Below are 13427 nucleotides of genomic sequence, written 5' to 3' on the forward strand. Positions count from 1 at the left end.
CAAAAGGTATAAAAAATACCTCAGCGATTGACGGGGTACGAATCATAGGTTTATGTCTGTCGCCAGTGATTGGGCGACCGGGTGCAACTCCCGAGCTGACGAAGCCCAGCGGCGCGGGAAGCGAAAGTCCTTAAGTGCGCTGTCAGAAAATCAGGACGAGGGCGAAGCGAATGGCCCCTCTGCCACGTGTCCCATCCCGGCTCCGGCCTTCAGGACTTGGCCAATGCTCTCCCGGCTTCATGGGCTTTGCTCATGGGGTAGGGGGAAGCTTTGGCCGGAACCCTCCCTCACCAGCCTTCAGGAACCTTCTCCTCCTAAGCTGAAGAGAGAGGAGTGAGAACTGAAGTTGGAGTATGAAGCTACTAGAAAAAAGAGGCCGGCCATGCGCAACGAAATCGAAATCACCGACGAGGTGATCGAGGCGGGCCTGGGATCACCGAATTCTACGATCCATGGGAGGAGAGGCTGCCGAAGGACATGTTCCCCGGCCATCCGTTCCATCCTGGTGGCGGTGTCGAGAGTGGTGCGCGAACGGCATCCGGAGCTTCCGCAATTTGTGGCTTCAGAGGACGAATCGTCCCGATATCCCTCGTGATCCCAGCTGGAGGGTCGGCGAGCTTCGGAGCGAAATCCTACAGGCCGTACATCTCGCGCGCGGCACTGTACGCCAGGAGCAACACCGCTATCGTGACGATATAGAACCAGATTCGGCCGGAGCGTGAGGAAGGGCGTATCATCCTGTTTTTCCTATTGAAATATGATTGATTCGCGGCGTTATTTCCGAGCTTTGGCTGTCAGCCTCACATCTCGATGATCGATCGGCGGACGCGGCCGACGATGGTGACGGCGCCCTGGAATTCCGGCGGCGGCACGTCCTCGTAGGACGCCGGCTGGAAGGGCGGGTCGTCGTTCGGGCGATAGCGCTTGTAGGTTGCGGCACCCGTCTCGTCGGCAACGACATAGAGCGCGTTCGGCGCCAGGCGCTTGTCGCGCAGATTGACGAAAATGATCGAGCCGGGCGGCGAGATCTTGTTCATCGAATTGCCTTCGACCTCGAGCGCGATCCATTCGCCATCGGGCAGGTCGAGGGCGGCGACCGTCGGGAATTCCGAAAAATCGGTGATCGGCGCCTGCTCGCTCAGCTGGCCGGCGCTGACCCAGGAGATTTTTGGCACATCGGCGACGGAGGCCGGCAGCTCATCCGGATCGAGCGCGTTGCCGGTGCCGAACTGCAACCAGTTGAGATTGACCTTGAAAGCGCGGGCATACTTCTTCGCATCGGCAATGCCGAAGCCGTTGCGGCCGGATTCATGCGCCTTGTAGACATTGGCATTCCAGCCGAACCGATCGACGATCGCCTTCGGCCCGGCAAAGCCAGCATTCTTCCTGGCCATGACGAGGCGCTTTGCGCGTTCTTCGCGTTCAAATTGTTCCTGATCTTTCAACATGATATAAAAAATACCCTAAATTAAGGTACATGTCATGCCCTAATGCGCTTGACATTGCGGGTATTAATTGTACCCTAATCGCCATGACACACACCGACATCATCAACAACGGTCCAGCCTTCCGGACTGGGGAGACCATGGCATGAGGTTCACCATCTCAAGCGAAGAGCGGCTCGCCATGGACGTCATGCCGACCGGCGTCGTCATTCACCGGCCGCAAGGGCCAAGGGGAGGGCGGATGTCTGCGATATCAGTTCGCAATGAGGATATCCCCTTCCTCGCCAAGGCCTTGCAGCAGGTGCTGAACGCCAACCGGGAGGTGGAATCGCTATGACCATCGCCACCGCAACACCCGCCGGCGAGTTCCAGCGCCGCGGCGCCCGCTACACCGGCTGCCCGAACTGCGGCAAGGCGCTGTCGATCGCCGAGGTGATCGAGCGCCACTGCGAAAATTGCGATCGGCCGACGCGCCCGGAAGAGATCAGCGAGACCATGATCCCGCCCGGCGCTCTGCCGATCACCAACCCCGATAGCCCAGCCCCTCCCTGACGGCTATCGGCCGCTGGCGTCGTCGCCCTCCCTCGGCGACGCCAGCTCCCGGGCGCGACGATGTCGTGCCCGACCCAGGCGGCGGCCTGGCAGACGACCGGAGCCTGTGCTCCCAGAGCCGGCGCTCCGGTCGTCATCCGTGAAAAATCAAAGACGTTGTTGGCACCCGCTTCGGCGGCAACGGCGGACCGCGTTCGAAATTGGAAAGAAGGATCAAGCGATGAGTATCCCGCTCAAGTCCGCCCCGGCGCAGCAAGGCACTGATAGGAACGCGCTCGAGCTCTTCCGCTCAGGCCGGGATTATATCGAAATCGCAGCCATCCTCGGCACGTCGGTGCCGTCTGTGGAAATCGAGATCCACAGGCTTCGAAGCGCCGAGAAGGGCGACACCGCCCACGAGGATCATGCCGGCTCGGAGATCAGGCGGTTTCCCCGCCGCACCGCCAGGCCCGGTGCCCCGGTCAATTTTGCCGGCGGGCGACGGCGGCTGCGGATTTGAAGAGGCCATCTCAAGCGGGAAAGGGACATCGCATGGGCAAGGACACAGTGAGCCAGGAGATCATGGACATCCTCCGCCCGGTGCTGGGGGAGGAGCTGGCGGCAGCGATTATCGAGCATCGCAAGCGCACGCTGAAGAAGCCGCTGACGGCTTATGCCGCGCGGATGCAGGCGAGGGAATATCTCATGACCGGTGACCCGGTCGGCGCCGCCGAGATGCAGATCTTCCGCGGCTGGCAGGCGATCAAATGCGACTGGTACCTCAAGGAGAAAGCGAGGGAGGCCGGGTCGATCAACAGCAGCACGAGAAGGACGACAGTGGATGCCGCAAGAGATTTCCTCTCCGGTGAAGATCATAGCTGGGATGCTTTCGGGTTTCCCGGCGTCCGCAGGCACTGATCCCGACATGCAGATCCGCGCCTATCTCGTCGCGATCGAAGGCATCCCGCTGGAGGCGGTCTGGCAGGCCGCCAAACTCTTCATCTCCGGAAAGGTCAGGGATCATAACCGCGCCTTTGCCCCGAGCTCAGCCAGTTTTGCCGAGCAATGCCGCATTCAGAAGGCGGCGATCGAGGCGGAGAGCCGGCCGCGCATGGAGGCGGAGCCCGAGACGCCGCAGCCGAAAGTCCCGGCCTACAAGATGCAGCTGCTGCGGGACGCCGCCAATGGCAGCCGCAGCGCCAAGCGGGAGCTGGCAAAAATGTTCCCCGACAACCCGATCATTGCAAGGGCCGCACGATACGAGGAGGCACTGAGATGACCATCACCTTTTGGACGGAAGACAAGATCGTCAAGGCGGAAAAGCTTTGGAAGGAAGGGCTGTCGGCGAGAGAAATCGCCAACCTGTTCGGCTCGAAGAAGAACACCGTCATCAACATGGCGCATCGCAACCGCGACAGGTTCCCCTCGAGGCAGGACACCTGGCATCCGCAGCCGAAGGCGGGCCTTCCGGTCCAGCCGATCCGCCACCCCGACCGCGTCACGCGTGTGACGATCTCAGGCGCGCATGTGACGATGCCGCGCGTGCCCTGCATCGATGGGTATGCAGAGCCATGAGCAACGTCACCCCACGCGAAACCGAAATCATCCGCTGGATGGCGGCGGGCAAGACGGCCGCCGAGATCGGCACCATTCTCGGCATCTCCCACATCACCGTGAACACGCACATTGCCAACGCTAAGGCGAGGCTCGGCGTCTTCAAGGATACGGCGCTGGTCGCCGCGGCACTCAGAAACGGCATCATTCGATAGAGGGACGATCAGCATGGGCGGCAAAGCCACCAAGGTGAAGACACAACGGGCAAACAAGGGCGCCGGCCGTCCGCGCAAGGAGAATGTCGAGCGTTTTCCCTGCGGCAAGATCAAGCCCTTCGAAACCGAGAAGGAGAATATCAGCGTGGCGATATCAGCCCGCCGCCGCATCCACGGCTTCGGCCGGACGGTTGATGATGAGACGGTCAAGAGCCCCTTTGCCGGCTACACCCTCGGCCGCATGTTCCTCGACGGCCTGATCACCGCCGAGCAGCGCCAGGCCGGCGACGACTATGCCGAGGCGATCGCCCGCTACCACAAGACCACAGGCATCCCGGCCCCGAGCCCAAGGGCGCAATCGCTGTTCTCAGTCAAAGGCCACGAAGGCGAGCAGACCGAAACCTTCGCTGACCGCGCCCGCAAGGCCAGCAACCGCATGATGGCGCTGCAGGGCATCCTGCTCCGCTGCCCTGACGGACCGCAGGTGCGCAGCACGGTCTATAACGTCACGGTGATGGACTATGAACACTTGCGCCAGATGCCGCCGCAGCAATTGCTGTGGCTGCGGAGGGGGTTGACGGCGTTGCGGGGGGTGAGGGGTGGTTGATGGGGGGTAAGGCTCCTCTCGGGAGTCCGGGGCTGCGACCTCTCTCCAGCCTCATCCTGAGGCGCCCCGCAGGGGCCTCGAAGGACGGGGCTGGCCTCCCGCCTGCCTCGATATACCAATGCTGCCATTGGCGTCCAGCCACCCGCCCTCGTCCTTCGAGGCTCCGGCCTTTGGCCTGCGCACCTCAGGATGAGGGCTGGTCGGTGCGCCGTGCCGCTGCGCCCACTGCAACCCCGGCCAGCGCCGGGCAGGCCAAGCGTTGATCTACATCACCAGGGGGTCAAAATTGCCACGCCTAAACACAGGCGATCGGATTGACAGAAGTTTAGCTGTTCGCACATACCTGCAGGGCCCGTCCTAATAGGGATATTGACGGATCCACCGTGAAATTGACGTTGCTGCAAGTTTTGAGGACATTGTGGGCGCGGGGGAGCAATTGCCAAACACATGTCGTTCTCAAGGGACATAAGGAAGCAAGACTGTGATCTACGAGCTCAGAATTTACGACTGCCTGCCCGGCCGATTGCCCGCGCTGCTCAACCGCTTTGCTGAACATACGCTGGCAATATGGGACAAGCACGGCATCAAGCAGGCGGGTTTCTTCACCACAATCGTGGGCGAAAGCAGCCAGCGTCTCACCTATCTCATCGCCTGGGAATCGCTAGCTGATCGCGAGGTGAAATGGAATGCTTTCACCACTGATCCTGCATGGCTTAAGGCCCGCGACGAGTCAGAGCGCGACGGGCAAATCCTCTCCAATATCTCTAGCCAGCTGTTGTCACCGACCGCCTTTTCGGCAGTAAAGTAAGACACCACCGATTCCCGCTGGCCGCCAGTCGGAATTCCACCCGAGCTGGTCATCCGCGGAAGCGATGAAGAACGGCAGCTCCTAGAACAGGATGATTTTAGGCCCGGTCGGCCTAAAATCTGAATCCTGTTCTAAATTAAATAGTTGGAGCATGATGTCGTCCGAAAACCGACCACACTTTTCGGCATCATGCTCTAGGATATCGCCAACGCTGCCCGAACGGCCGGAATGGGGCGCTTCACCGACGGCTCTTCATCACCGTCGGCAAAATCGCTTCGGTCAGATCTCAGTGGCTTCGGAGAGCGAAAGCGCGCCTGCACCAGATGCCGCCGCCGCTGTTTTCGTGGGCGAGCAGGGGGCTTGCGGCGGGACGAGGGCCGGGTGACGCCGGAGCTGCTCGGCCCGACGCTCACCCGCGTGGGCGGCGCTGGATCAGGTCCATCGCATGGTCTTCCATCCAGGCGACCTCAAGCATCCCCTCGTCAAGCACGCCGCGGCTGGCCAATTCCATCTCCCATGCGGAGCCCGCTGCGGCAAGGTTGCGCATATGTTGCTGCATTTGCCGAACCCGTTCGATTCCGGCCTGCATGATGCCGATCTCCGGCTCTATCCCGTAGGCGTCGAGCAACAATTGAAAGCGCCGGGCTTTCTCGCGGACGCCCGTTTGCAAGCCATGCGCCTCGCATTTCTCGTCACGCCAGAACGGCACCCAGCGCCAGGCAACAAAGCCGAGGTCCCAGGCGCGCGGTCCCGGCGCTGCCGCGTCCCAATCGATGAAAGCCACGGGGAGCCCTGCTTGAAACACCGTATTCCACGGCGTCAGGTCATTGTGGCAGACCGTTTCAACAGGGTGGCGGGCGTCAAGACGCCATTCGCGATCCCGCCATGAGAAGCTGGCTGCAGCATCGTGGTAGGATCGCAGCAATTGTCCCAGGCGCTCGAGGACGTTATCGCGCCAGACATAATCCGGGAGACGGAGATCGAAGCGACCGCCTTTATCGGGAAGGAAGCCTTCGCCGTTGCCGACGTCACCTTCGATATAGGTGAGGACTTCCCGGCCTTGGTCATCGAGGCCCAGCGCACGCGGGCAGCCATCATATCCCTGGCGCTCGACGTGCCGCAGCAGGTCGAGAACGGCGGGAGACCACGCACGTCCGCCGCGCCGCACCGTTTCGCCGATGCGCACGACATTCGAATCCTTGCCGCCGATAAGGGGAATTTCTAGCTCGTCCATAGCTTAGGCGAGGGCGAACTGACGGGTCAACGGAGAAGGTGCCTGCAAAGGCGAAGGGAACGGAGCGTCGAGCCGACGTCATCGACGATCGCAGCAAGCAATAGCCGCGAAAGCCCGGACTCCCGCGCTCTATCCGGTTCACGCCGGGAACTGCCCCTCACCCTAACCCTCATATGCGCTAGGTTTAGCCCTGGACATAAGGAATCTGGTTGTGATTCAAGCTTTGGATGAAGATTCGTCCTGAGGTTTTGGATCATTGGCCGGAAGTGCGCGAGCGGCTTCCGGCGGGTTTTGACTTGGAAGCAACGGCGCGGTTGCGCGGTGCTTTTACGCGGGTGCGGGAAATCAAGAATGCCGAGACGCTGTTGCGGCTGGCACTTGCCTATGGCGGCCTTGGCATGTCGCTACGCGAGACCTGTGCATGGGCCGAAGCGGGCGGGATCGCCCGTTTGTCAGACCCATCGCTGCTTGAGCGGCTGTGCAAAGCGGCGCCTTGGCTTGGCGACATCGTGGCCGCGCTGATTGCCGAACAGGCCAAAGTGCCGACGGGGCGCTTTGCGGGATATCGCTTGCGTGTGCTCGATGGAACGTCGATTTGCCATCCAGGCGCTGACCGCACGACATGGCGGTTACATGTCGGCTACAACTTGGCAACGGCTCAGGTCGATCAGCTTGAGTTGACCGACATCCATGGTGCCGAGAACCTTCAGCGCCTTACCTACGCACCCGGCGATATCGTGCTGGCCGATCGCTACTATGCAAGACCGCGCGACCTGCGGCCGGTGATCGACGCCGGTGCAGACTTCATCGTGCGGACCGGCTGGAACTCGTTGCGCCTGTTGCAGACGAATGGCGAGCCCTTTGATCTGTTTGCCGCACTCGCCGCTCAGCAAGAGCAGGAAGGCGAGGTGCAGGTTCGTGTCCACGAAGGCATGACGGGGACGCCGCCACCACCGCCGCTGGCCCTGCGCCTCATTGTCCGACGCAAGGATCCGCAACAGGCCCAAGCCGAGCAGGAGCGTCTGCTCAAAGCCGCCCGCAAGCACGGCAAAAAACCCGATCCGCGCAGTCTCGAGGCGGCGAAGTACATTCTGCTGCTGACCTCGCTGCCGGCCACCACCTTCCCGCCGGCCGATATCCTCACCCTCTATCGCTTCCGCTGGCAAATCGAGCTGGCGTTCAAACGGTTCAAGAGCCTGGCCGGCCTCGACAGCTTGCCGGCCAAGAAGCCGGAACTGGCCCGGGCATGGCTCTACGCCAGACTGATCGTCGCCATCATCGCCGAACAGATTGCCGGGCAAGTCCCGGACTCTCCCCCCTCTGGATGTGGCAACCCCACTGGCTAGCCCCCCATTGGCAAGCCCATCGCGCTGGCGTCTCATGAAGATCGCCCTGGCCACCATTTGCGCCGCCATCCGCGGACCACTTCTGTGGCAGGCCGTCTGTAATCTCGTCACGCGAAGTCGTCGCCACCTCTGTGAGCCGCCGCGACGACGCCGAAAACAATGCGACGATCTACACGCTCGCTTAACCTAGCGCATATGACCCTAACCCTCTCCCCGTAAAAACGGGGCGAGGGGACGTGCCAAACGCAGCGTCAAGATTGAGGAAGCCGGTGCGGCATGTCCCTTCTCCCCGCGCGCGGGGGTCCGAAGGACGGGGCGAGACCCGTGGCTCGACCCCGGTCGGTGGCGGCAGCCGGATGAGGGGCAGGCTGCGATCTATGTGCGGGATTGCCGCATGACATGGGATCCGCTGCTCGCGTCCAAAACGCCGCGGGTCTAAGACCGGTTGACCGCCCCCGAGCTACTCGGTCCACCGCCGTTCAAAGAACTTTGTCCTGGCGCCCAGATAAATGAGCGCGAGCAAGAGGCCGATGCCGACATAGCGACTTTGGTCGACGTCTGATGAACCCTTTTCGGTGCCGCTCTATGGGAGTATTTTGCTCTCAAACTGTCTCAACTTGGCGTTGGAGAGTGCAGTGTTTGTGGACGGCAGTCGCAAGTTCCTGCTCTTCTTGGCCGTCGCATCGTGTCAGGTGACGTTCGCGCCGCGATTGGGCGCGGCAGACGACACCGTTACGATCGACAGCGGAATGCTGAAGGGTGAGAGGTCAGGCACGGTCGTCAGCTTCAAAGGCATACCCTACGCGGCGCCGCCGGTCGGTGATCTGAGATGGCGTAATCCCAGGCCAGCGGAGAGATGGAGCGGTATCAGGGATGCCCGCAATTTCGGCCCGTCCTGCATGCAGACCGATGACCTGCCGAAGTCAGAGGATTGTTTGACTCTCAATGTCTGGACACCCGCCAAGCGTTCCAGGACACCGCTGCCGGTGATGGTTTGGATTTATGGCGGCGCTCTTGCCCAGGGAAACACCCCTCAATATCCCGGTGGCCAGCTGGCCGCCCGCAGAGTCGTGTTCGTCAGCATGAACTACCGCATGGGCCGGCTGGGTTATTTTGCCCATCCTGCACTGATGAAGGAATCCCCTGACGAGCCCGTCGGCAATTATGGTTACATGGACCAGCTTGCAGCCTTGAAATGGGTCCAGCAAAATATTGAAGCCTTCGGCGGTGATCCGAAGAAAGTGACGATATTCGGAGAGTCGGCCGGTGGCGGCTCGGTGATGGCGCACATGATATCGCCGTTGTCGCGGGGGCTTTTCCGCGGCGCCATTCTACAGTCACCGGCTCTGCCTACCGCGCGTGCTGAGAGTACGCCATTGTCACCTTTGAAAGCAGCAGAGAAAACCGCCTTGGACTATGCGGCATCTCTGGGGATCAACGGGAGCGATGCCGAGGCTCTCACGGCGCTTCGGGCGCTGCCTGCGGAAAAGCTGACCGAAGGTGCATCGGCAGAAGAGGTGCTGGCGGGAATGTCGACAGGCAAGCCCGTCATCGGCATCTCAGGCGCGATGATTGACGGACGGTTTTTGCTCGAAACGCCGGAAGCGGCTTTTGCGGCAGGCCGGCAGGCGCCGGTTCCCGTCATCGTCGGGGCAAATAATCGAGATCTCGGTCTTGGTCAGGCCGCGACGAAAGACGATCTCTTCGCGCTGTTCGGGAAGCATGCAACTGAGGCCCGCACTGTCTACGATCCGACCGGCCAAGAGACCCTCGATGAGCTGAAGCAGCAGGTTCTGGCCGACAAAACACTTGTTGAACCGTCTCGCCACCTCGCTGACGAGATGATCCGCGCTGGTCAACCGACGTGGTGGTATCGTTTCTCCTATGTCGCCGAGGCTCTCCGCAACGATCCGGCATGGAAAGGCACTCCGCACGGCTTCGAAATTCCGTATACGCTCAACGTTCCAGACGCACTGGTGAAAGACAAGGTTACGCCTGCCGACTGGGCCATGGCCACATTGGCGAGTGCTTACTGGGTCGATTTTGCAACGAGCGGTGACCCCAATGGAGGCTCACGGCCAAAATGGCCTCACCACGACCCCTTCGTCCACAGGGTCATCGACTTCACCAATCACGGCGTGACGTTCGGAGCAGATCCGCTGAAGCCAAGGCTCGACCTTTGGCAAAGATATTGGGAGGAAGAGGAGTGACGGGGTGGTGCCCGTCGCTTAGCCTCCGCCATCCCGAGGGCTGCAGTCCCGGCCCCGAGCCCGAGGGCGCAATCGCTGTTCTCAGTCAAAGGCCATGAAGGCGAGGTCACCGAAACCTTCGCCGACCGCGCCCGCAAGACCAGCAACCGTGGTGTCAGGCCCCACTGAGGGTGACTACAGCCGCCTGCCTTCATAGCAAGGCTTCACGAGGCTGAGAATTTCACCGTGACACCGCGCTGGCGAAAGTAGGCCTCCATCCGCTTCCTGCCAGAACGGTTATTCTGCACGAGCCTGGCCGGGTCGAATACGGCCTCTTTCACACCCGCCCGCGTCAACGCTGCCTTCAGGGCCGCGATATGCACGTCGATGTCGGCGTTGTCCGCCTGGAGCGACTCATAAATGCGGTTTGTTGCATCTGCTACGGTCGGTTCGCTCACGATTACACTCCTGTTGTCGTCTGGCTGGCCTGACCGTATTGGGGTGAAACCTGTTCACGTCAATGGGTGACAATGGATTGGAACATTTCGTCCACTTTCGAAGATGAACCCCAGAAGCATCCCCGCCGCCGGGTTTGCGGTCGAAACGTCACCGCAACAAGGCGCCAGAAGCGGTCATTGCAGACTTGCTTTCGTAAAGCTGCCTTATCCTTCGATAACGAAAAAGTCCGCTCAGGGGTGCAACGGCTCCGCTTCCAGCGATCGGAAGGGGCAAGCCGCCGTCCGGCGGTGCTATTTCAACGGCAGGAACAGCTCCACGACCGTCTCATGCTCCGGCACCTCGGAACACCACGCCCGATAGAGTCAGGAGACCCCAGCACCAACGCCCGTCCTCAGGCTTTCACCACTGAAAAGAACAGGAAGCGCGGCTTGGTCGTCAGGCTCTGATAGGCCTGCGGAAAAAGCGTCCGGGCTTGAGGGTCGGGCTGGGGCTCGCTGACGATATCGATCTGAAATCCGGCCGACTTGAGTGCTGCGAACATGGCGTGCAGTGGCCGATGCCAGAAGCGCATGGCGATATCCCTTCCGCCGCGCTGCCAGATCTCATCGAAGCTGTAGGTCTCGAAATAATTGTCGCGGCCGGTCGAGGCGTGATCCATGAAGGGATGGTGGGTGGAAAAAACGAGGCGACCGCCGTCAGTCAGCAGCCGGTTGAATTCCGCAAGCGGCCTCGACCAGTCGGGCAGGTAATGCATGACCAGCGAGGCAAGGATCAGATCGAAAGCTTTGTCCGTAAACGGCAATGCTTCGTTGAGATCCGCCGATAGCAGCCGCGCGCGCCCTTGCAGACGACGTTGCGCGATATCAAGCATGCCGGCACTGGCGTCGATTCCGGTCACGACAGCCCCGCGCTCAAGCAGCGCTGCCGCATGCGCCCCGCCGCCGCATCCCGCATCGAGTACGGAAAGCCCAGCGACGTCGCCGACCAGGGCAAGAATGGCCGGACGCTCGCAATAGGCATTCCAGGCGTTGACCTCGTTATCGGCGTCATAAGCCGCCGCGAAGGCATCATAATCATTCTCGGCCAAGATTTTTCCCTTTGCGAAGATTGTTCGAAGACGCCTGTGTGTCAGCTTCTGATGCGACCGACAGTGCCTACCTCTGATCAATTTTCAACCGCATTAACAGCTCATCATGGTAGATGTCGCACCTTCAATGCATCGACCTCGACAGCCCACGCCTCGAAGCCCACCGATTGGTAGAGCCGGATCGCCGCCTGGTTGGTGCCGCGAAAGCCCGGACTCCCGCGCTATCTGGTTCACGCCGAGGACTGCCCCTCACCCTAACCCTCATATGCGCTAGGTTAAGCGAGCGTGTAGATCGTCGCATTGTTTTCGGCGTCGTCGCGGCGGCTCACAGAGGTGGCGACGACTTCGCGTGACGAGATTACAGACGGCCTGCCACAGAAGTGGTCCGCGGATGGCGGCGCAAATGGTGGCCAGGGCGATCTTCATGAGACGCCAGCGCGATGGGCTTGCCAATGGGGGGCTAGCCAGTGGGGTTGCCACATCCAGAGGGGGGAGAGTCCGGGACTTGCCCGGCAATCTGTTCGGCGATGATGGCGACGATCAGTCTGGCGTAGAGCCATGCCCGGGCCAGTTCCGGCTTCTTGGCCGGCAAGCTGTCGAGGCCGGCCAGGCTCTTGAACCGTTTGAACGCCAGCTCGATTTGCCAGCGGAAGCGATAGAGGGTGAGGATATCGGCCGGCGGGAAGGTGGTGGCCGGCAGCGAGGTCAGCAGCAGAATGTACTTCGCCGCCTCGAGACTGCGCGGATCGGGTTTTTTGCCGTGCTTGCGGGCGGCTTTGAGCAGACGCTCCTGCTCGGCTTGGGCCTGTTGCGGATCCTTGCGTCGGACAATGAGGCGCAGGGCCAGCGGCGGTGGTGGCGGCGTCCCCGTCATGCCTTCGTGGACACGAACCTGCACCTCGCCTTCCTGCTCTTGCTGAGCGGCGAGTGCGGCAAACAGATCAAAGGGCTCGCCATTCGTCTGCAACAGGCGCAACGAGTTCCAGCCGGTCCGCACGATGAAGTCTGCACCGGCGTCGATCACCGGCCGCAGGTCGCGCGGTCTTGCATAGTAGCGATCGGCCAGCACGATATCGCCGGGTGCGTAGGTAAGGCGCTGAAGGTTCTCGGCACCATGGATGTCGGTCAACTCAAGCTGATCGACCTGAGCCGTTGCCAAGTTGTAGCCGACATGTAACCGCCATGTCGTGCGGTCAGCGCCTGGATGGCAAATCGACGTTCCATCGAGCACACGCAAGCGATATCCCGCAAAGCGCCCCGTCGGCACTTTGGCCTGTTCGGCAATCAGCGCGGCCACGATGTCGCCAAGCCAAGGCGCCGCTTTGCACAGCCGCTCAAGCAGCGATGGGTCTGACAAACGGGCGATCCCGCCCGCTTCGGCCCATGCACAGGTCTCGCGTAGCGACATGCCAAGGCCGCCATAGGCAAGTGCCAGCCGCAACAGCGTCTCGGCATTCTTGATTTCCCGCACCCGCGTAAAAGCACCGCGCAACCGCGCCGTTGCTTCCAAGTCAAAACCCGCCGGAAGCCGCTCGCGCACTTCCGGCCAATGATCCAAAACCTCAGGACGAATCTTCATCCAAAGCTTGAATCACAACCAGATTCCTTATGTCCAGGGCTAAACCTAGCGCATATGACCCTAACCCTCTCCCCGTTCTGACGGGGAGAGGGGACGTGCCCCGCGAGAGGTTGGCGGGGGACGGAGACGTTGCGGCATGGTCCCTTCGCCCCGTTTACGGGGAGAAGGTGGCGGCAGCCGGATGAGGGGCAGGCGGCGATCTCTGAGTGGGTGGGGGTGCTGAGCCGATTGCTCAAGCCAAGGGTCATCCGGCGCGGCACGCAGGGGTCGCTGTCGTCATCGAAGGCGCGGTGGGTTGTCGTTCGATCGCGGGAAGGGAGGCGCCCAGTGCGTGCCGCAGGAGAGCTGGTAGCGCGGCATTGTTGCGCGCACT

Annotated in this window: 16 protein-coding genes; 11 read left to right on the top strand and 5 right to left on the bottom strand. The window is 61.5% G+C overall.

Annotation, left to right across the window (positions count from 1 at the left end):
- Window positions 1-800: 800 nt before the first annotated feature.
- Window positions 801-1448 carry a S24 family peptidase gene (locus AC25BC_RS03765; RefSeq protein ID WP_011650846.1) on the bottom strand — a complete coding sequence of 216 codons (648 nt, stop codon included), beginning with the start codon at window positions 1446-1448 and terminating at the stop codon, window positions 801-803.
- Window positions 1449-1590: 142 nt separating this feature from the next.
- Here AC25BC_RS03765 and AC25BC_RS03770 point away from each other — a divergent pair, with 142 nt between their 5' ends.
- From AC25BC_RS03770 to AC25BC_RS03810, 9 genes are all read left to right on the top strand, one after another.
- On the top strand, window positions 1591-1782 hold the full coding sequence (locus AC25BC_RS03770) for a hypothetical protein (protein ID WP_017993244.1): 192 nt from the start codon (window positions 1591-1593) through the stop codon (window positions 1780-1782).
- Window positions 1779-1997: a hypothetical protein gene (locus tag AC25BC_RS03775; RefSeq protein WP_017993245.1), complete on the top strand. Its 219-nt coding sequence runs from the start codon at window positions 1779-1781 to the stop codon at window positions 1995-1997. The genes AC25BC_RS03770 and AC25BC_RS03775 overlap by 4 nt, the downstream gene beginning before the upstream one ends.
- A gap of 220 nt (window positions 1998-2217) precedes the next feature.
- On the top strand, window positions 2218-2496 hold the full coding sequence (locus tag AC25BC_RS03780) for a sigma-70 family RNA polymerase sigma factor (RefSeq protein WP_221971830.1): 279 nt from the start codon (window positions 2218-2220) through the stop codon (window positions 2494-2496).
- A gap of 32 nt (window positions 2497-2528) precedes the next feature.
- A complete protein-coding gene (locus AC25BC_RS03785) occupies window positions 2529-2894 on the top strand; it encodes a hypothetical protein (protein ID WP_487778540.1) in 366 nt (121 codons plus the stop codon).
- Complete coding sequence (locus AC25BC_RS03790) at window positions 2860-3255, top strand: hypothetical protein (RefSeq protein ID WP_442161041.1); 396 nt, start codon at window positions 2860-2862, stop codon at window positions 3253-3255. Before AC25BC_RS03785 ends, AC25BC_RS03790 begins: the two co-directional genes overlap by 35 nt.
- Window positions 3252-3551, top strand: coding sequence for a GcrA family cell cycle regulator (locus AC25BC_RS03795; protein WP_442161002.1), 300 nt, complete (start codon window positions 3252-3254; stop codon window positions 3549-3551). The genes AC25BC_RS03790 and AC25BC_RS03795 overlap by 4 nt, the downstream gene beginning before the upstream one ends.
- Window positions 3548-3745: a response regulator transcription factor gene (locus AC25BC_RS03800; RefSeq protein ID WP_018241004.1), complete on the top strand. Its 198-nt coding sequence runs from the start codon at window positions 3548-3550 to the stop codon at window positions 3743-3745. Before AC25BC_RS03795 ends, AC25BC_RS03800 begins: the two co-directional genes overlap by 4 nt.
- Before the next feature lie 13 nt (window positions 3746-3758).
- On the top strand, window positions 3759-4352 hold the full coding sequence (locus tag AC25BC_RS03805; protein WP_442161001.1) for a hypothetical protein: 594 nt from the start codon (window positions 3759-3761) through the stop codon (window positions 4350-4352).
- A 481-nt stretch (window positions 4353-4833) separates the two neighbouring features.
- On the top strand, window positions 4834-5160 hold the full coding sequence (locus AC25BC_RS03810) for an NIPSNAP family protein (protein ID WP_017990605.1): 327 nt from the start codon (window positions 4834-4836) through the stop codon (window positions 5158-5160).
- 409 nt (window positions 5161-5569) lie between these two features.
- Here the strand turns inward: AC25BC_RS03810 and AC25BC_RS03815 are convergent, their stop codons facing one another.
- Complete coding sequence (locus AC25BC_RS03815) at window positions 5570-6394, bottom strand: phosphotransferase (RefSeq protein ID WP_487778541.1); 825 nt, start codon at window positions 6392-6394, stop codon at window positions 5570-5572.
- Window positions 6395-6621: 227 nt separating this feature from the next.
- Between AC25BC_RS03815 and AC25BC_RS03820 the strand changes: the two genes are divergently transcribed.
- The gene (locus AC25BC_RS03820; RefSeq protein WP_017993194.1) at window positions 6622-7740 is read left to right on the top strand and encodes an IS4 family transposase; all 1119 of its coding nucleotides are present in this window, start codon (window positions 6622-6624) and stop codon (window positions 7738-7740) included.
- A 635-nt stretch (window positions 7741-8375) separates the two neighbouring features.
- Window positions 8376-9950 carry a carboxylesterase/lipase family protein gene (locus AC25BC_RS03825; protein WP_487778559.1) on the top strand — a complete coding sequence of 525 codons (1575 nt, stop codon included), beginning with the start codon at window positions 8376-8378 and terminating at the stop codon, window positions 9948-9950.
- A 203-nt stretch (window positions 9951-10153) separates the two neighbouring features.
- On the opposite strand, the gene AC25BC_RS03830 is transcribed toward AC25BC_RS03825, so the two are convergent.
- The 3 genes from AC25BC_RS03830 to AC25BC_RS03840 form a co-directional block, all read right to left on the bottom strand.
- Complete coding sequence (locus tag AC25BC_RS03830) at window positions 10154-10390, bottom strand: hypothetical protein (RefSeq protein ID WP_026158563.1); 237 nt, start codon at window positions 10388-10390, stop codon at window positions 10154-10156.
- A gap of 389 nt (window positions 10391-10779) precedes the next feature.
- The gene (locus tag AC25BC_RS03835) at window positions 10780-11475 is read right to left on the bottom strand and encodes a class I SAM-dependent methyltransferase (protein WP_487778542.1); all 696 of its coding nucleotides are present in this window, start codon (window positions 11473-11475) and stop codon (window positions 10780-10782) included.
- A gap of 460 nt (window positions 11476-11935) precedes the next feature.
- Complete coding sequence (locus tag AC25BC_RS03840) at window positions 11936-13054, bottom strand: IS4 family transposase (RefSeq protein WP_017993194.1); 1119 nt, start codon at window positions 13052-13054, stop codon at window positions 11936-11938.
- Window positions 13055-13427 lie beyond the last annotated feature (373 nt).

Source organism: Rhizobium sp. WSM409 (genome assembly GCF_057653825.1).